The sequence below is a fragment of the Kitasatospora sp. MAP5-34 genome, from assembly GCF_029894335.1.
GTDB lineage: Bacteria > Actinomycetota > Actinomycetes > Streptomycetales > Streptomycetaceae > Kitasatospora.
This window is the reverse complement of sequence record NZ_JARXZC010000009.1, coordinates 63,310-82,210: the sequence shown is the minus strand read 5'-3', so window position 1 is coordinate 82,210 and position 18,901 is coordinate 63,310. Positions and strand designations below refer to the sequence as shown.

The following is an 18,901-nucleotide window of genomic DNA, read 5'->3' as shown; positions in this document are numbered from 1 at the left end:
TTCACTCGCTCCAGTGGTCGGGTCGGCTGTCGGGTCGGCTGTCGGGCTGGGGCGTGGTGACGGCGGCTCGGAGGGTCTGCTCAGGGAGAGCCTGATCGGGGAGAGTTTGATCGAGAGCCTGCTCGGGGGACGGGCGGTCGGCCGGGATCGGGCTGTGGGCGGCGGGTTGGAACTGGACCCGGACGTGGCCGGAACGGCCCGACGCAGCCGGGAGGACCGGGTACGGGATGGGCTGCTCGACCACCCGGTCGGCGAGTTCGTGCAACAGGATGCCGTGCCGGTAGGCGAGTTCACCGATCTCGGTACGACCGACGCCACTCACCGCGATACCGGCGCCGCCGTCCCGCCGGACCTGCCCGCCCTGCTCGACCAGCAGATCGGCGAGCCTGGCCATCTGCGGGCCCCGGACGGCCACCTCCGGGTGCAGCCTGGTCCGGCGGAACTCGGCGACCGGCTGGTCGGCGAGCAGCCTGCCCCGGTCCAGCGTGACCACCCGGTCCGCCAGGCCCGACGCCTCCTGCGGAGTGCGGGTCGTCACCAGGACCGTCCCTCCGGAGGCGGCGAAGGAGCGCAGGAAGGAGTGGAACCAGTCGGTGTTGCGCGGCGACAGATCCTCGGTGGGGCAGTCCAGCAGCAGGGTGCCCGGGGAGCCGAGCAGGGCCGCCGCGAGCGCGAGGCGCCGGTGCATGCCGGGCGAGAAGGAGCGCAGCCGGTGGCCGGCGACGGCCGCCAGGCGGGTCTGTTCGAGCAACTCGTCCGCGCGCCGGGCCGGTACACCGACCGCTCCGGCCAGCATCCGCAGATGGCTGCGGGCACGGCGTCCCGGGTGGCCGGCCAGCGGACGCCCGGCGGGCAGCAGCACCCCGACCTCGTGTTCAGGGCGCCGCAGCCGGCGGTACGTCCGGCCGTCGAACAGGGTGACGCCCTGGCCGCGTTCGAGCTCGACCATGAGCCGCAGGGCGGTGGTCTTGCCGGCACCCTCGGCGCCCAGCAGGGCGGTCACCGCCCCGGGGCGGGTGTCGAAGGTCAGATCGAGCAGGGCCGGTGGGCGGCCCCTGCGATAGATCTTGGTCAGTCCGGTGATCTGGATCATCGCTGCCTGCTCCCATGTCCTCGGCCGACCGGGTCCGCGAGGCACGGGTGGTCCCGTGCTTACCCGCGCCAGCACAGTAGGCCGAGAAGCCGGAGAATTCGGGCATTACGGATGCGTCGTGGCCCGCGTGGTCACGCAGCTCACCCGAACAGGGGACATCGGCGGCAGCCCGGGCCGGTCGGTCGGCCTGGACCGACCGGGCTCAGGGCGCCGAGGGCGTCAGGACGTCGCGGCTGTCGGGGCGTCGAGGGTGCCAGGTCCTCGAGGTCATCAAGGGGCTGAGGCGCTCAGGACTCGGGACGGAGCATCGGAGGGTTGAGGACCGTCGCACCGCCGGGCTTGAAGAGCTGGGCGGGGCGGCCGCCCTGACGGGTCGTGGTGCCGCCGGTCGGCACCAGGAAACCGGGGGTGCCGGTGACCTTGCGGTGGAAGTTACGGGGATCGAGAGCAACGCCCCAGACTGCCTCGTAGACCTGGCGCAGCTCGCCGACGGTGAACTCGGGAGGGCAGAAGGCCGTGGCGAGCGAGGAGTACTCGATCTTGGAGCGGGCGCGCTCGACCCCGTCCGCGAGGATCTTCCCGTGGTCGAAGGCCAGCGGCACGCCGTCGGCCGGGCTCTGCCCGATCAACTCCCCCGCCGGGGCCCAGCGGGCGCTGCTGGCGTCCCCGCCCGGACGGGGCGTCGGGAGGTCCGGGGCCAGCGCCAGGTGCGCGACGCTGACGACCCGCATCCGGGGGTCCCGCTGGGGGTGACCGTAGGTCGCGAGCTGTTCCAGGTGGGCACCGGCCGTGTGGGCTCCGACCAGGTGAACGCCGTCGACGGGCCCGCCCGCCGCGCCCTGCCCCGGCATGGGGTGGGCGCGCAGGCCGGTCTCCTCCGACAGCTCCCGGGAGGCCGCCTCGGCCAGGCCCTCGTCGGGGCGTACGAAGCCGCCGGGCAGCGCCCAGTACCCCTGGAAGGGGGGTTCTCCTCGTCGGACCAGCAGTGCGCACAACGCGTGCTCCCGCACCGTCAACACCACCAGGTCGACCGTGACAGCGAACGGGGGGAAGGCCGACGGGTCATAACGCGACATGGGGACGATGATAGTCGTCTCTCTGACGATAAGCACAGGGTCAGGACGGAATCACCCTCGGTACCGCCGTCAGGCTGCTGTCGCCATCACGCCGGCGTCCCGTCGATCTCCCGTCAGCGGTCAGCGCGCGCCGAGTTGGAGTTCCGGTGAGGCCTCCTCGACCACTGCGACACCGATCCGGCTGACCCGGACCGAGAACGGCTCGCCCGCCACCCGCAGGCCGGTGAGCTCGAGCTCCCCGAGCGGAGCCGTACTGGCCGGCCGGACCAGCACCCGGCTGGCCGGGACGTCGGGACGCACTCCGGCCAACGCGGTGACCAGCTGGATCGCGGCCGCCGACGACACCGCCGCCGGGCGGCAGGCCGCCGGGTGCGGCACCGGCGGACACCCCGTGACCCGCTGCTCCCCCGCGTACATCTCGGGCAGCCGCCCCTCGAAGTGCGCGGACGCGTCCAGCAGCCCGGCCAGCAGCGCTCCGGCCTCCCGCTCGAAACCGGCGCCGGCCAGGCCCGCGACCGCGAGCGTGGTCTCGTGCACCCGGACGGCTCCGCTGCGGTGCCCGATCGGGTTGAAGCGAGGGGACTTGGCACTCAGTGTCCGCAGACCCCACCCGCAGTCGAACTCCGGCGCGGCCAGGCGCTGGGCGAGAACCCTGGTCTGCTCGCGGTCCAGCAGGCCCTGGTGGTGGGCACCGTCGGCCGCCAGGCCCAGGTCGAGCAGGTGGACGAAGGAGGAGGAGGCCAGGGCGGGCAACGGCCGGCCCGGACCGGCGAGCGCGGCGGCCGGGCGGCCACCTGACAGATCGTCGATCCAGAACTGTTCCCGGAAGCGCGTCGCCAGCCGCGCTGCCCAGCCGCGCCACTCCTCGGCGCCCGGCCGCCCGAACGCCTCCAGCAGCTCCGCCCCGTGCAGGGCCGCCCGGTGGGCCTGGGCCTGCACCTCGCAGCGGGCCGGCACCGGGCGGGCGCTGCGCTCCTCGGACGTCCGACCGAGGTCGGTGACGAACCCGTCCGGCCCTGAACCACCCGCACTGTCAGCGAAGTCGCCCGTGCTGCCCACGCCACCCACGTTGGCCCGCAGTGCCGCGAGGGCACGCTCGACGGCCGGAATCAGCTCCGCCACCTCGTGTCCGGGCATGCCCCAGCGCCAGGCCTCGGCCAGCACGGTGACGAACAGCAGGGTGGCCTCGGTCGCCGTGCAGGACGGCGGAAGCTCGGGCCCGGCGTGCCGCAACGCACCCGGGATCAGACCCTCGGGACGCGCGCCGCCGCCGACCTGCTGACGCCGCGCCAGGGCTCTGAGCGTCCCCGCCGCGAGGCGGGTGCCCAGCGGCAACATGAGCCGGGCCGCCCAGAGCGCGTCGGCCGAGGTGAGCCCGAAGCGCCACGGCACCCCGGAGGCCGCGTAGAGGTCGGTCGGCCGGTCCGCATCGGCGAGCAGCAGCCCGCCCAGGGTGTCCAGCGAGCGGGGAACGAGCAGCTCGACGCGCGAGTCGTCGCACCGGACCTCCGGCGTCGACCACGGCGGTGCCACCCCCTGGCCCCGCCCGGTCGGCGGCCGGACGGCTGCCGGGGTGACGACCTCGAGCTCCGTCCGCAGCTCGACCGACCAACGGGCGCCGGGCTGCACCTCCAGGTCCCAGCGCAGTACGCCCGCCCCCGCCAGTACCGCGTGCGGCGACGGCCGGGCCGCGACGGTGGCGCTGTGGTGCGGCCCGGCCCAGCGGAGGCCGGACGACTGCACCTGGCCCGGCAGGTCGGCCGAGCGCTGCCCAGCGGCGATGTCGGCCAGCCGACCGAGATCCGTCCCGAAGGTGATCTCCAACGGGAGGCGGGCCGGGCGGCCGCCGGTGTTCCGTACCGTGACGGTCTCGACGCCGTCGGCGTGCCTGAGCCGTTCGACGGTGAGGGCGGGATCCGGGTCGGGGTCACCGGGCACCCGGACGGCACCGACGAAACGCGCCTCGGCGGCCGAGGTCAGCGTCCCCTGGAGCGACAGCGGTTCGATGCCCCCGAGACGCAGCTCCATCCTGGCCAGAGTCCGGACACCGGACCGGTAGAAGCCGTCCAGGTGCTGTCCCCTGAGCTGCCCGTCCGGACCGGAGACGGCCATCGCGGGGGCGTTCACGCAGAGCACCTCGCCGTGAGCGGCGGCAGGCTGCGGGCGTACCGGCGCGGGCGGGCGGTGCTGCCCCGGCTGCGCGCCGGGATGCGCGCCCGGCTGCGCACCGGCATGGGGGTTGAACGGCGGGGTGAGCGGCGGGCCGGACAGGAAGCCGGACATCGGGCCGGACATCGGAGGGGCCTTCGACACCGGCGGCGGTGCGGCCGGTCCGGCCGGACCGATCAATCCGGTCGGACCGGTCGGACCGGTCGGACCGTTGAATGCGGTCGACGGCGCTCCCTCCGGCACCTCCTGTGGTGGCCTCGTGGCGGTCACCTGGCTCTCCTCCTTCGGCCGAGCGCATGCTCGATCACTGACTGGTACTGCTCTGCTGCTGCGGTGCTGTGCGGCCGTGCCGGTGCGCAGCTCGGGCGGGGACGGAGGACGCGAACGGTGGGGAGCACCTCCGGTTCGGCGGCGGTACCCGCAGGGTGAACGCACCGGACCTGCCCCAGGTCACGCCGATCCGCTGACTGCCGGTCCGTTTGCGAATCGACCGAACGCCGACCGCCCTGCCGCGCGCCCACGCCACCCGATCCCTCGGAGCCGAGCCCGGCGCCAAATCTGTTCGACCACCCGCTCCAGCTCGCCGGTGCCGGATCCCGGCAGCCGTCAGGATACGGTGCGGACGCGTCGCCGCGCGGAGCAGACCGTCACCGGCTGCCGCACCGTTACCTGTCACCAGCGCGTACCGAGGAGTTGCATGTCCACCGCCAGCCGGCTGCCGGGGATCGTCACGACCGACCACGTCTTCCAGGTACCGCTCGATCATCAGGCCCCCGAGGGTGAACAGATCGAGGTCTACGCCCGTGAGGTGGTGGCCTCGGGCCGCGAGGGCGACGATCTGCCCTGGTTGCTTTTCCTGCAGGGCGGCCCCGGCGGCAAGGCCAACCGGCCGGTCGGCCGCGACGGCTGGCTGGTCCGGGCTCTCGACGACTACCGCGTGCTGCTGCTCGACCAGCGCGGAACCGGCCGGTCCACGCCGGCCACCCGGCAGACTCTCGCCCGGCGGGGTGGAGCGCGGCAGCAGGCCGACTACCTGGCCCATTTCCGCGCCGACTCGATCGTCCGGGATGCGGAGCTGATCCGGCGTCGACTGCTGGGTGCCGACGGGCGCTGGACTCTGCTGGGGCAGAGCTTCGGCGGCTTCTGCACACTGACCTACCTCTCAGTGGCTCCCGAGGGGCTGCGGGAGGCGTTCGTGACGGGCGGACTGGCGGGCCTGCGCAGCTCGGCGGACGACGTGTACCGCACCGCGTACCCGAGGGTGGCCCGGAAGAACTCGGCGCACTACGCGCGCTACCCGCAGGACGTGGCGGCGGTGCGACGGATCGCCGCGCACCTGATCGAGACGCCCGCCCAGCTGCCCGACGGAGGGCTGCTCACCGTCCGGGCCTTCCAGGCGCTCGGCCTGATGCTCGGCTCCGGGAGCGGCTCGCACGCGCTGCACCACCTGTTGGAGGAGGCCTGGGTCGAGGGAGTGGACGGCCCCGAGCTGTCGGACACCTTCCTGGCGGGCGTCCAGGCGCAGCTGTCGTTCGCGGGGGGACCGCTGTACGCGGTGCTGCACGAGTCGATCTACGGCCAGCGCTCGGTGGACGTGGCCGGGACGCGTTGGGCTGCGGAGCGGGTGCGCGAGGAGTTCCCCGAGTTCGACGCCGAGGCGGCGCTGAAGTCGGGCGCGCCGGTGTTGTTCACGGGCGAGATGATCTACCCCTGGCTGTTCGAGACCGACCCGGCTCTGCAGCCGCTTCGTGAGACGGCGCAACTGCTCGCGGAGCGGACCGACTGGCCCGACCTGTACGACCCCGAGCGCCTGGCCGCCAACCAGGTGCCGGTGGTGGCAGCGGTCTACCACGACGACATGTACGTGGACACCGCCGACTCCTTGGAGACCGGGCGAGCCGTGCAGGGACTGCGGGCCTGGGTGACCAACGAGTGGGAGCACGACGGCCTGCGGGCGAGCGGTGGTCAGGTGCTGGACCACCTGATCAAGATGGCGCGCGGCGAGCTGTAGCCACCCGACGAGCTGGGCCCGGAGCCACCTGGCGAGCGTGCTCCGGAGCATGCGCGGGTGAACTGCGGGGGCTCCGGTCCTGATCCGCTCCGTCATGTCGGCTCCCCCGTCAGATCGCTCGCCAGACCGTTCTTCAGACCGTTCTTCAGGCCGGTCGTCGAGCCACTCGTCGGACCGTTCTTCAGGCCACTGTTCAGGCCGCTGTTCAGGCCGCGGCCTCCGCCGATTCGTCGTCGGGCACGCTCCGCGCGGCGGCGGAGCAGCCCGCGCCGGGCGGGGATCGGCCCCTCGGGGTCGGCCCCCGCCACGTCGTCGGCGGGTTCGGCAATATCGTCGGCGGGTTCGCGGTCCACCTCGACCGGCTCTCGATGCGGCGGCGGCACGTGCCCGACCGAGGACGGACAGGCTGATCCACCTCCCGACCCCGGACGTCCCGACCCCGAACGGTCCTGCTCGGAGCGTGCCGGGGACAGGTATCCGGCCGCTGGGGGCAGCCGCCTGGATCGCTCCCGGCGCACGCTCTCCAGCAGCTGATCCGGCATCAGCCCGCCGTTCAACGAGTCGTAGAGCAGCTGCGCCAAGGTGTACTCCGGGTCGAGATCGAGCGCCCTGGCCAGGACGATTCGGGCCGTCGCCGTGTCGGCCGCGAGCCAGGAGGTCCAGGCGAGCAGGGTGAGCGGGGCCGCTCCGAAGTGCTCGAACGGCGGCACGCACCGCTGCGCGAGGTAGCGCCAGAGGCGCTGGGCGGGGATCAGCTCCTCCGGCTCCGCGTACTCGGCACCCCGGTCACGGCCGAGCCTGTCCTGCAGGCCGACCAACAGCCGGGCCGCACGTTCGGGGTCGAGCTCTCCGGCGCCTGTCCCGAACTCGGCCATCGCCTCCTCGATCAGGGCGCTCGTACGCTCCAACACCGCAGGGCGGCCACCGGGCCCGGTCAGCTCTCCGAGCAGCCGGGGCCCGGCGCGCTCGATCGCCGCCCGCTGAGCGTCAGCCCCGGGCAGGCCGATCGGCGCCAGCGCGGCCGCGATCGCCTTGCGGCTGCCCCTGGGCGCGAGCCCGGCGAAGGTCGCCGCTGCGGCCGCCGGGCTCGGGAGGTGGGCCGAGCGGATCAGGGCGCCCTCGGGACGGCAGCACCCCGTCCCGGCGCACAGGAAGGACCACCAGCGGCCCGCCGAGATGCACAGCGACTCCTTCACCTTGACGCCCTCGGCCCGGAAGGCCTGTGCCAGCTGGTCGGCAAGCGGAGCGAGTCCGGTGACGACCGCCCGGCCGTCACCGTCCGCAGGGTCCCGGCAGACGTACAGCAGAACCTGTTCGGGGCGGCGATCACGCTGCTCGGAGAGCGCGATCAGGAGCCGGGCGGTCTCCGCCGCGAGCGGCTGCCAGCACTCGGGGTCGTCGGGGATGTCGACCCTGATCACCCCACCCTGCTGGAGCGCGGGGCCGTGCAGCCCGACGGCGACGATGCTGTCGTCCGGGAAGAAGCCCAGCAGGTAGGGCAGCATCTCGGCCATGTCGGCAGGTCCGCGCATCCTGACCGGGAGCTGATCGGCCGGCGCGCCAGGAGCAAGTGCGCCGCAGTCCTCGTTCGGGTCTGAGTTCACGCCGGCGTTCTTGTCGGAGTTCTTGTCAGCGTTCATGTCGGAGTTCATGTGGGGAAGATTGGCGCATCCCTCCCCGGCCGGCCGAGAATGCTTCCAGCCTGTGGATAAAGCCCGGGGGCCAGCATTTGCTACTCCGAATGGCCCAGCCATCAAATCCCGACATACCAGGACAAATGACGCACATTCGGATGACTTACCTCTCATAGGCTCACAGCCCTCCGTCGCGGCTGTTCGCGGACTGTCGGTCGCAGGCGGTATTGATGGACCCATGGACGAGCCCACGCCCCACCCCGACCAGCCCCACGACCAGTCCCGCACCCACTCTCCGACGTACCCGGACCGCACAGCCGTCCGTGCGCGGGCCGAGGCGGTGCTCCGTGAGCTGGCCGGCCCGGCAGCGGTACTGCGGGAGGACCAGTGGCTGGCCATCGAAGCCCTGGTCATCGACCATCGCCGGGCTCTCGTCGTCCAGCGCACCGGCTGGGGGAAGTCGGCCGTCTACTTCATCGCGACCGCACTGCTGCGGGCTCGCGGCGCGGGCCCGACGGTGATCGTCTCCCCGTTGCTGGCCCTGATGCGGAACCAGGTCGATTCGGCCGCCAAGGCCGGTATCCACGCACGCACCATCAACTCGGCGAACCCCGAGGAGTGGGACGTGATCCAGGCAGAGGTGGCGGCGGGGGCCGTCGACATCCTGCTGGTCAGCCCCGAGCGGCTGAACAACCCCGACTTCCGCGACCAGGTGCTGCCCAAGCTCGCCGCTTCGACCGGTCTCCTGGTGGTCGACGAGGCGCACTGCATCTCCGACTGGGGCCACGACTTCCGTCCCGACTACCGCCGCCTGCGCACGATGCTCGCCGACCTGGCCCCGGGCGTCCCCGTCCTGGCCACCACCGCCACCGCCAACGCCCGGGTCACCGCCGATGTCGCCGAGCAGCTCGGCACCGGAAGCACCGGCGGCGCGACGACCGGCACCGACGAGCGCGCGCTCGTCCTCCGTGGCGAGCTCGATCGCGAGAGCCTGAGCCTGAGCGTGCTGATGCTGCCCGATCCGGCGCAGCGCCTGGCCTGGCTCGCCGACCACCTCCCCGAGCTGCCCGGGTCGGGGATCATCTACACCCTCACCGTCGCCGCCGCCGACGAGGTCACCGCGTTCCTCCGCCAGCGCGGCTACCCGGTCGCCTCGTACTCGGGCCGGACGGAGGACGCGGAGCGCCGCAGCGCCGAGGCCGATCTGCTCGCGAACCGGGTCAAGGCCCTGGTCGCCACCTCGGCATTGGGCATGGGATTCGACAAGCCCGACCTCGGTTTCGTGGTGCACCTCGGCTCCCCGAGCTCGCCGATCGCCTACTACCAGCAGGTCGGCCGTGCCGGGCGCGGGGTGGAGCGTGCGGAGGTGCTGCTGCTGCCTGGCCGCGAGGACGAGGCGATCTGGCGTTACTTCGCCTCGCTCGCCTTCCCGGCCGAGGAACAGGTCCGGCGGACGATCGATGCGCTCGCCGCAGCCGACCGGCCGCTCTCCACGGCCGCGCTGGAGCCCCGGGTCGACCTCCGGCGGAACCGGCTGGAGACCATGCTGAAGGTGCTCGACGTGGACGGCGCCGTCCGCCGCGTGCGCGGCGGCTGGACGGCCACCGGCAACCCCTGGGCGTACGACGCGGCGCGCTACGCCAAGGTCGCCGAGTCCCGCGAGGCCGAGCAGCGCGCGATGCGCGAGTACGCGACGACGACAGGCTGCCGGATGGAGTTCCTGCGACGTCAGCTCGACGACGAGGCGGCCACACCCTGCGGCCGCTGCGACAACTGCGCCGGGCCACGTCACACCGCTGAGCTCTCGACCGAGGCGCTGGGCGCGGCCACGGCGGCACTCGGCCGACCGGGGATCACCTTCGAACCCCGTCGGCTGTGGCCGACGGGCATGGACGCGCTGGGCGTCCCACTGAAGGGCCGGATCCCGGCCGGTGAGCAGGCCGAGACCGGCCGGGCGCTGGGCCGGCTGTCCGACATCGGCTGGGGTACCAGGCTGCGCGCCATGCTCGCCGAGCAGACGCCGGACGGTCCGGCTCCCTCCGACGTGGTGAACGCCCTGGTCAGCGTGGTGGCCGACTGGGCTCGCGGGCCCGGTGGCTGGGCCGGCCCCGAGGGTGCCGAGGGCGGTCGGCTCGCGCGGCCGGTCGGCGTGGTCACGATGGCCTCGGGCACCCGCCCCGCTCTCGTGGACAGCCTGGGTGCACAGCTCGCCGCCATCGGCCGGATGCCGCTGCTCGGCCGGATCGAGTACGCGACCGGCCGGCCGCCGCACGGGCCCCGGAGCAACAGCGCCCAACGGCTGCACTCGCTGGCGGGCACCCTGGTGGTGCCGGACGGGCTCCGGTCGGCCCTGGCCTCGACCCCCGGGCCGGTCCTGCTGGTCGACGACCTGGTGGACTCCGGCTGGACGGTCACGGTAGCGGCCCGGCTGCTCCGGCAGGCGGGGGCGAATGCGGTGCTGCCCCTCGTCCTCGCCGTGCAGGCCTAGCGACACGGGCCGCAGACGGAGCTCGAAACAGCGACCCCGGCTCGGACACGGCAGCGCAGTCGCAGTCGCAGTCGCAGTCGCAGTCGCAGTCGCAGTCGCAGTCGCAGTCGCAGTCGGGAGATCCAACGACCGGAAGTCGACCTGACACGGCTCGATCCGATTACCCGTCAGTCGACTGGCAGCACGGCAGAAGTGGGATATACCTGACAGAACACCGGCTTTCGGGTGGCGTTCATCATTTCATCGTTGCCGGTCGGGCTCATCTGGCCTGAGAATTGGACCGTACCCCGATCCCGGTCCGGCAGACCCGGACTTCGGCGTACGCGAGCGCCCGCGCGCCCTGCGGGCCTTGGAAGGAGGATCGTGACCAACGGCGTCGACCGAGCTCACTTCTCCTCGGCCCGGAGTCGCACGCTCGGCCTGGACAACTGGACCGACTCCGGTATCCCGCTGCTGCCCGCCCCGCGCGAGTTCGTCACCGAGCTGCACCAGCGGCACCTTCCGCAGCCCGGCACGAGCGTGGTCGCCGTCCTGGACGCCCAGCACCACGTCACGGCCTCCGCGTCGTTCACCGTCCGGCCGCACAGCGACGACGGCTGGCACCACCGCAATGCGATCCTCAGTCAGCTGCGCCGGATCACCCCGCACGACCTGCGGCTCGCCTGCCCCACCCGCACGGTGGTGCTGCTGCGCTGCCGGGAGGGATCCGCCGACTGGACGGAGCAGGACGGCGCCTGGATGTGGGCGCTGCGCGATGCCGCCGCGCTGCACGGCCTGCGCTGCGGCCCGTACATCGCGCTGACCCCTTCGGGCTGGCGCTCGCTCGGCGACGGTCGGCACGGCCGGACGCCGCACTCGGGCTCCTGGGTGGACGGCCCGGTACACACCGTCACCGAACTCGCACCCCGTGCCGGACGCGAGCACGCCGAGGAACGCTCCTGGAAACCGGCGGCGACCCTGGCACCCACCGCACTCGAAGTTCTCCGCCCGACCGGGACCCGCTGACCACAGCACCACAGCACGGCAGCGCGACATCGCACCGCACCGCACGGCGCAGCCACGTGGGGCTCGAACCGCCGAACCCCACGCACGTACACACGCACCCCCGGCACAGACCCGAGCAGCGAGGGTCAGGCCGACAACGGTCGGCTCCCGGCCGGGAGAAGCGGCGTCACCACATCCGGCTCACCGCACACCACGAGCAGCGCACCGGCGAGGCCGAGAGCCTTCCGTACCGCAGCTTCGACCCGGCCGGCGGTGCCGTCGTTGACGACCAGCACCACGACCTCACGGCGGAGCGGACGCGCCGCGGCACCGTCCAGCCGGCCGGCGTCCGTGTAGAAGACGTCGCCCCCTTCGGTGAGCTGGGCCCAGTAGCCCGGCTCGCCGAAGGAGAGTTCGTGCTGCTGCCACGGGTGCGGCTGACCGGTCGTCAGCACCAGGAGGTCGGCGGGCCGGCGGCCGGCCTCCAGCAGTTGGTCCACCGTCTCGTCGGCCCGCTCGACCGCGTCGTGGACCGAGGCCGGCACCAGCCGCACGGTGGGCCCGGACCGACGCGGGGAGGGCCCTGGCCTGGGCGGCTGCACGGCCCGGACCGGAGGGCCCGGCCGGGGTGCGCGGGGCGGCGCCGGCCGTGGGCCCGGCAGTACGGCGCCGGGGACGGGGGGTTTGGCGGGGACAGGCGATACGCGCGCGTGAATTTCCGACTCCTCGGGCAAGACAGGCATACCCGGATATCTATCAAACGCCGGTCGGGCGCGCACCAGCCGCCCACCCCCTGAACGCCACCGAACGCCACGAAACGCAGCTGAGCACCACCGAAAACCACCGAACACGACCGAACGCCGGAAAATGCTGCGGAATGCCGCAGAACACCCCGCCCTGGCAGCCGGTCCGTCAGAAACCGAGCGAGAGCTGCTCCGCCTGGTCCGGCAGGGACCGTCCGCGCTTCAGGTGGCTCCACCTGGGCAGCGCGTCGAGGTACGACCAGGACAGCCGGTGGTGCTCGGTCGGCCCGAACTCCTCCAGCGCCGCCCGGTGCACCGGTGAGGGGTAGCCGGCGTTGTCCTCGAAACCGAACGCCGGGAGGTCGACCCCGATCTCCGCCATCAGACCGTCGCGTTGCACCTTGGCGAGCACCGAGGCCGCCGAGACACAGATGCACGACTGGTCACCCTTGATCACCGTGCGGACCCGCCAGGGCCCGCCGAGGTAGTCGTGCTTTCCGTCGAGGATGATCGCGTCCGGCCGGACCGGGAGCGCCTCCAGTGCGCGCAGCGCGGCCAGCCGCAGGGCTGCGGTCATCCCCAGCTCGTCGCACTCCTCGGGTGAGGCGTGGCCGAGCGCGTAGGCGGTGACCCAGTCGGCCAGGACAGGGGCCAGTGCGGTGCGGCGGCGCTCGGTCAGCAGTTTGGAATCGGTGAGCCCCTCCGGCGCCTTGCGCAGGCCCGTCACCGCCGCGCCGACCGTCACGGGCCCGGCCCAGGCGCCGCGCCCGACCTCGTCCAGCCCCGCCACCACCTGGGCGCCGGCCCGGCGCAGCGAGCGCTCGACCGAGTGGGTCGGGGGGTCGTACGGCATCGGAGGTCCATTCGGCGGTGTCTTCGCGGGCGAGTCCAGCGTACGTCCTGGGTCACGTCCTGCCGCCGACGCGCTGGGGTGGCTCCGGGCTCACCCCTTGACCGACCCCGCCAGCAGCCCCCGGACGAAGTAGCGCTGAAGGCTGAAGAAGACGATCAGCGGCACGATCAGGGACAGGAACGCCCCGGCCGTGAGCACCTCCCACCGCCCGCCGAACGAACCGGAGAGCTGGGCCAGTCGGACGGTCATCGGGGCGACCTCCGGAGTCCCGCCGGCGAAGGTGAGCGCGACGAGGAGGTCGTTCCAGACCCAGAGGAACTCGAAGATCGCGAACGAGGCCAGCGCCGGCGTGCAGAGCGGCAGCACGATGGACCGGAAGATCTTGAAGTGTGACGCTCCGTCGACCACCGCCGCCTCCATCAGGTCACGCGGCAGCTGCGAGATGAAGTTGTGCAGCAGGAAGGTCGCCAGCGGCAGCGCGAACATGGTGTGGGCCAGCCAGACCGGCACGTACGTCCCGTGCAGGTCGAAGGCCGGGATGATGGTCAGCCCGCCCAGGTGCGCACCGCCCGAGAACAGTTGCAGCAGTGGGATCAACGCCATCTGCAGCGGCACCACCTGGAGCGCGAAGATGATGAAGAAGACCGTGTCGCTGCCCCTGAACCGCACCCAGGCCAGCGCGTAGGCGGCCATCGCGGCGAGCACCAGGGGGAAGATCGTGGCCGGGATGCTGATGGCCAGCGAGTTGACCAGGAAGGGCATCATCCCGGCGCTGACGCCGAAGCCGCCATCGAAGAGCACGGTGTGGTAGTTGGAGAGGATCAGCTGCGGGTGGACGAAGATCTCCCACCAGCCGCTGGCCGCCACCGCCTGCTTCGGCCGCAGCGAGGTCGCCAGCAGACCGAAGGTGGGGATCGTCCAGAGCACCGTCACCGCGATCACGAAGACCGAGCCGAGCGGACTGCTGAAGGACTTGCGGACGGCCGCCGAACCAGTGGCTTCCGCCGCCCCGACGGCTTTGCTCGGCACGGTCGCGGGCTGGGTACTCACCGGGTCTCACGCTCCTTGCGCAGCTGGACGATGTTGTAGGCCACCAGGGGCAGCACCGCGAGGAAGAGGATCACCGCGAGCGCGCTGCCCCGGCCGACGTTGAACTGCACGAAGGACTGCGAGTACATCTCGTTGGCCAACACCTGGGTACCGAAGTTGCCGCCGGTCATGGTGCGGACGATGTCGAAGGCCTTCAGGGTCGTGATCATGACGGTGGTGAGCACCACCACCAGCGTGGTCCGGATCATCGGCACCGTCACGAACCAGAACAGCTTCAACCCGCGCGCGCCGTCCAGCCGGGCCGCCTCCGTCACCTCGTCCGGGATCGCCTTGATCGCCGCCGACAGCACCACCATGGCGAACCCGGTCTGCACCCAGACCATCACCGCCATCAGCAGGAAGTTGTTGAGCGGGTGGGAGAGGATCCAGTTCGGCGGGTGCCGCCAGCCCAGGCTGATGGCCAGTTGGCTGAGCAGTCCGACCTGCTGCTGGGAGGAGTCCCGGGTCTCGTAGACGAACTTCCAGATGATGCTGGCCCCGACCAGCGAGACCGCCATCGGCATGAAGATCAGCGACTTGTAGAGGGCCTGGTACCTCATCCGCTCGACCAGCAGGGCCAGCACCAGCCCGAGGCCGGTAGCCGCCAGCGGTGCGAACACCAGCCAGAGCAGGGTGTTCAGCAGCACCTGGTGGATCGAGTCGGTGGTCAGCGCCCAGCCGTAGTTCTTCCCGCCGAGGAAGCGGGTGCTGTCGTCGTTGTAGAAGCTCAGGTAGACGGTACGGACCAGTGGCGCGACCAGTCCGACGATCAGCAACAGGACAGCGGGCCCCAGGAAGACGCCGATGGCGAGCGGGCGGGTGAGCCGGCCGGTCGCCCGGCCCGCCGCGAAGAACACCACCAGCAGAATGCCCAGGAAGATCGCGACGGCGCCGAAGCTGTTGCCGAGTTTGGTGATGGCATCGGTCCACGCCGAGTCGGCCAGCGAAGCCGTAGGCATACAAATGTCCTTCCTCCGCAGCCTCCGGCGCGCCGGACACCCGGAATTCCTCGGACGGAGGGTCGGTGAGTGCCTGGGCGGCGCGAGCGGGTGGGCCCGCGCCGCCCTGAACCTGTGGCCCCGGGCTTGAACCCGTGACAGGTGCTGGGGCTCGGCGGGCGGCTACTGCGGCCAGGCCGCGTCGATGTCGGCCGCCACCTTCGGGATGGCCTGCCCCTCGGCGAACCAGGCGGTCAGCGACTTCCACTCCTGGCCGGCACCGATCGCGGCCGGCATCATGTCGGAGGCGTCGAACCGGAAGGTCGCGGTCGGGTCGGTCAGCGCGTCGGCGGAGAGCTTGTCGATCGGGTCGGTGTAGAGGCTCTTGTCCACCGCCTGGTTGGCGGAGACCCAACCGGTCGAGACCTTCACCCGGCTGCTCGCCCAGTCCGCGCTGGACAGGTAGTTCTGCACCGCCTGAACCTCGGGACGGTCGGAGAACGCGGCCAGGAACTCGCCGCCGCCCTCGACCGGGTTGGGGATGGCCGGGTTCACGGCCGGCAGGTGGAAGGCGAAGATGTCACCGTCCGGCCCGATCTTGGTGCCCTTGGCCCACTGCGCCTGATAGAAGGACGCCTGCTGCAGCATCCAGCACTTGTTGGTGAGGATCGGCGCACCGGCGTCCTGGAAGGTGGTGGTGGCGATCGACTTCACGTCGCCGATGCCGCCGTTCACCCAGGCCGGGTTCTGCATCCAGCCGGCCACCGTCTGCATCGCGCTGATGATCTTCGGGTCGCTGAACTTGACCTGGTGGCTCACCCACTGGTCGTAGACGTCCCCGCCGTACGTACCGAGGACGGCCTCCTCCAGCCAGTCGGTGGCCGGCCAACCGGTCGCCGTGCCGGAGCCGATGCCGCCGCACCAGGGCTTGCTGCCGCCACCCGCCTTGGCGATCCGGTCGCTGAGCGTCATCAGATCGGCCCAGGTCGTCGGCACCTGGTACCCGGCCTGCTTGAAGTACTTCGGCGAGTACCAGACCAACGACTTCATGTTGGCGCTCATCGGCGCCGCGTAGAAGGTGCCGTTGACCGAGCCGTAGCCCTTCCAGACCGGGTTCCACTTGTCCTCGTTGGCGACGGTCGCGGCCGGCGGCTTCACCACCTTCCCGGTCTTCACCATCTGGGCGAGCAGGCCCGGTTGGGGGATGATCGCGAAGTCAGGGGCGTTGCCGCCCGTCACCCGGACCTGGAGCTGCGACTCGAAGTCGTTGGAACCCTCGTACGAGATCTTGATGCCCGTACAGGAGCTGAACTCGGACCAGGACTTCTCCAGCGAGTCCGACTCCGGGCTGAGGATCGAGGCGTACATAGTCACCTTCGTCCCCGAATGCCCGGCGTACGGCTGGTACTTGGCGCAGTCACCGCTGAGCGTCGTGGTCGGCGTCGCGTCGGCGGTGGACTTGCCGGAGCTGTTGGAACAGGCTGCGGCGAGCGCCAGCACCAGCACGGCGGGGACGGCGAGCAGCTGCCGTCGTGGTCTGTTCGGCCGGGGCTTCTGGATCATCGGCGGCCTTCGATCGCGATCGAGATGGAAGTCAATGCGGTCCTCCTTGCCAGGGCATGACATGCCAGCAAATAAGACAGAACACACTGCGCTGTACCCGAGATCGATCCGTACCCAGCTGACGCCGGGTTGAAGACGTTAACGTAGCGCTCATCTCGCGCCAAGGTGCGGGTTCGCGCTACCTCGTCCGCCACCTCGCCGGCTGCCCCGGCCTGAGCTGCGGCTCCGCAGGCCGTTGACCGGCATCGTCGAGCCGGGCCGTAGCCCGCCGTCCTCGACGACGGGCTACGGCCCGGGGAAGCACTCAGGTATGCCCGGTCGGCCTCGGTCGGCGCGCCACCCTCCCGACGGACCGACGGGTCCGAGTCGGCTCCGGCAAACCCGGGCAGCGACCTGTCGCTCGCCGTCCGCCCGGACCGCCCCGATCAGGCGGCCTTCGACTCGAGTGTCCGCTCGACCGCCCGCTCGACTGCCGCGAGGTCCACCCCGGACTCCCGCACCACCCGCACACCGATCCCGCCGCCCTCACGCAGGATGCCCAGCAGCAGGTGCCCCAACTCGATCCGCTCGCTGCGCTGACGGACGGCTGCCCGGACGGCCAGCGCCAGCACCTGCTTCGCCCGGTCGGTGAACCGGGGCACGCGCGACCGCCCCCGCTTCGGCGGCCCGGCCGGCACATCCAGTGCCCCCGCACCGAAGGTGGCCTCCACCGCCTCCCGCACGGCCTCCAGATCGACCCCGATCGCCGCCAGCGCGGCCTCGTCGACCCCCGGATGCGGGGCCCCCAACAGCCTCGCCACCGCCCCGCGCGCCGTGACCAGGTCCAGCCCTGCGTCGATCAGCACCGCCACCGCCGGGTCCTCGGGCTGCCCGAGGACTCCGAGCAGCAGGTGCTCCGTCCCGATGTAGTCGTGCCGCAGCCGAAGCGCCTCCTCCCGCCCGAGTGCCACCGACTTCCGGGCCCCGTCACTGAACCGCTCGAACATCGTCAGTCCTCTCCCGCGCCGAAGCCCCGCCGGGCGTACTTCTTGTGGACGGCCTGCCGGCTGACGCCGAGACAGACCGCGATCTCCTGCCAGGACCATCCCTGACCTCGCGCGTTCCCGACCTGGAGGTCCTCCAGGCGGTCCGCCAGATCCCGCAACGCCCGCACGGCTCTCAATCCCACCGACGGGTCACGACTGCTCGCGTCTGCCGCGAGCTGTTTGGTCTCGCTCATGCTGTCAACTTAGGTTGACACTCCAGATCTGTCAACCTAAGTTGACAGATCTGCCCTCGCCTCCACACCCACCCACCCGCGCCGGAAGGTCGTGCATGCAGGCCGCACCGACCGAGAGCGGAGACGGCAAAGGGTGGGTGACCGGCGAATCGCCGGCCACCCACCCTTACCGACTACTCGTACCGGGGCAGTGCACTTTGTTCGCCGGAAGTGAGACAGCGCCCCTGGCTGGACACACCCGGATCCCCACCGTTGGCCAGGGTGCGGTCGAGCAGATGCAGCAGGCGGTCCCAGTGGCGCTGCAGTCCGGAGGGGTTGAAGGCGTCGGTGTCGGACATGGTGAAGCCATGGAGGGTGCCGGGGTAGATCTCCGCGCTGCAGCCGACGCCTGCGGCATCCAGGGCCTGGTTGAGCCTGTTGATGCGCTCGGGCGACATGTCGCCCTCGGCGAGGCCGAGGTGGACTTGGGCGGTGAGCTCGGGGAAGAGGCGGTGTGGGCTGTCGGGTGCCTCGGTGACCAACGGGCTGGGGTGGAATCCGGCGACAGCGGCCACCTGCTCGGGGTGGGCCGCTGCGGTGCGGATCGCCAAGGCGCCGCCCATGCAGTAGCCGATCACGGCGACCGGCCCGGCGCTGACCTCGGGCTGGGTGGTGAGGAACCTGAGGTAGGCGTCGGCGTCGCGAAGGGCACGTTCGGTGGTGTGCGCCTCGAGCAAAGGCATCACTTGGGCGAAGACCGCGGGCCGGATCCCTTCTCCGATGTGCTCGGGAAGTTCGATCACCGGCGCCGGGCCGTGCCGGTAGAAGAGGTTGGGGACGAGCACGTAGTACCCGTGCTCGGCCAGTTCGCGGGCCATCTCCTCCAGCACGGGCCGCACGCCGAAGGCGTCCGCGTACAGCAGTACCCCCGGGTACCGTTCGCCACGGTTGGGGAAGATAGCGAAAGCGTCGGCCTGGCCGTCCGCGGTGGGAATCTGCAGTGTCTTGGTGGGCAAGATCTTCCTTCCTCGCAGCTCGCTCAAAAACGTTTGTTGCACTAAC

The 18,901-nt window shown here is 71.7% G+C and carries 15 protein-coding genes; 3 read left to right on the top strand and 12 right to left on the bottom strand.

Annotated features, from left to right (window positions below; genetic code table 11):
• Position 1 precedes the first annotated feature (1 nt).
• The 3 genes from P3T29_RS10915 to P3T29_RS10905 form a co-directional block, all read right to left on the bottom strand.
• Positions 2-1,093 (bottom strand): ATP-binding cassette domain-containing protein, encoded by a 1,092-nt coding sequence (locus P3T29_RS10915; RefSeq protein ID WP_280716137.1) that lies wholly within the window; start codon positions 1,091-1,093, stop codon positions 2-4.
• 287 nt (positions 1,094-1,380) lie between these two features.
• Entirely contained in the window at positions 1,381-2,169 is a 789-nt protein-coding gene (locus P3T29_RS10910) for an NUDIX domain-containing protein (RefSeq protein WP_280716136.1), read from the bottom strand.
• A gap of 120 nt (positions 2,170-2,289) precedes the next feature.
• Positions 2,290-4,464, bottom strand: a complete 2,175-nt coding sequence (locus tag P3T29_RS10905; protein ID WP_280716135.1) for a glycogen debranching N-terminal domain-containing protein — start codon at positions 4,462-4,464, stop codon at positions 2,290-2,292.
• A gap of 571 nt (positions 4,465-5,035) precedes the next feature.
• Between P3T29_RS10905 and P3T29_RS10900 the strand changes: the two genes are divergently transcribed.
• Entirely contained in the window at positions 5,036-6,349 is a 1,314-nt protein-coding gene (locus P3T29_RS10900; protein WP_280716134.1) for an alpha/beta fold hydrolase, read from the top strand.
• Positions 6,350-6,441: 92 nt separating this feature from the next.
• On the opposite strand, the gene P3T29_RS10895 is transcribed toward P3T29_RS10900, so the two are convergent.
• Positions 6,442-7,989: a DUF4192 domain-containing protein gene (locus P3T29_RS10895; RefSeq protein WP_280716133.1), complete on the bottom strand. Its 1,548-nt coding sequence runs from the start codon at positions 7,987-7,989 to the stop codon at positions 6,442-6,444.
• A gap of 232 nt (positions 7,990-8,221) precedes the next feature.
• On the opposite strand from P3T29_RS10895, the gene P3T29_RS10890 reads away from it, so the two are divergent.
• Positions 8,222-10,471, top strand: coding sequence for a DEAD/DEAH box helicase (locus P3T29_RS10890; protein WP_280716132.1), 2,250 nt, complete (start codon positions 8,222-8,224; stop codon positions 10,469-10,471).
• Positions 10,472-10,891: 420 nt separating this feature from the next.
• Entirely contained in the window at positions 10,892-11,476 is a 585-nt protein-coding gene (locus P3T29_RS10885; RefSeq protein WP_280716218.1) for a hypothetical protein, read from the top strand.
• A gap of 125 nt (positions 11,477-11,601) precedes the next feature.
• Here the strand turns inward: P3T29_RS10885 and P3T29_RS10880 are convergent, their stop codons facing one another.
• The 8 genes from P3T29_RS10880 to P3T29_RS10845 all read right to left on the bottom strand — a co-directional run bounded on the left by P3T29_RS10880 (position 11,602) and on the right by P3T29_RS10845 (position 18,855).
• The gene (locus P3T29_RS10880) at positions 11,602-12,000 is read right to left on the bottom strand and encodes a hypothetical protein (RefSeq protein ID WP_348532813.1); all 399 of its coding nucleotides are present in this window, start codon (positions 11,998-12,000) and stop codon (positions 11,602-11,604) included.
• Positions 12,001-12,367: 367 nt separating this feature from the next.
• Complete coding sequence (locus tag P3T29_RS10875; RefSeq protein ID WP_280716130.1) at positions 12,368-13,051, bottom strand: ribonuclease HII; 684 nt, start codon at positions 13,049-13,051, stop codon at positions 12,368-12,370.
• A gap of 90 nt (positions 13,052-13,141) precedes the next feature.
• Positions 13,142-14,101, bottom strand: coding sequence for a carbohydrate ABC transporter permease (locus P3T29_RS10870; protein WP_280716129.1), 960 nt, complete (start codon positions 14,099-14,101; stop codon positions 13,142-13,144).
• Positions 14,098-15,099: a sugar ABC transporter permease gene (locus tag P3T29_RS10865; protein WP_280716128.1), complete on the bottom strand. Its 1,002-nt coding sequence runs from the start codon at positions 15,097-15,099 to the stop codon at positions 14,098-14,100. The genes P3T29_RS10870 and P3T29_RS10865 overlap by 4 nt, the downstream gene beginning before the upstream one ends.
• A gap of 162 nt (positions 15,100-15,261) precedes the next feature.
• Entirely contained in the window at positions 15,262-16,641 is a 1,380-nt protein-coding gene (locus P3T29_RS10860; RefSeq protein WP_280716127.1) for an ABC transporter substrate-binding protein, read from the bottom strand.
• A 425-nt stretch (positions 16,642-17,066) separates the two neighbouring features.
• Entirely contained in the window at positions 17,067-17,627 is a 561-nt protein-coding gene (locus P3T29_RS10855) for a Clp protease N-terminal domain-containing protein (RefSeq protein WP_280716126.1), read from the bottom strand.
• Between the two features lie 2 nt (positions 17,628-17,629).
• Positions 17,630-17,860 carry an RNA polymerase subunit sigma-70 gene (locus P3T29_RS10850; protein ID WP_280716125.1) on the bottom strand — a complete coding sequence of 77 codons (231 nt, stop codon included), beginning with the start codon at positions 17,858-17,860 and terminating at the stop codon, positions 17,630-17,632.
• 173 nt (positions 17,861-18,033) lie between these two features.
• A complete protein-coding gene (locus P3T29_RS10845) occupies positions 18,034-18,855 on the bottom strand; it encodes a dienelactone hydrolase family protein (protein ID WP_280716124.1) in 822 nt (273 codons plus the stop codon).
• Positions 18,856-18,901 lie beyond the last annotated feature (46 nt).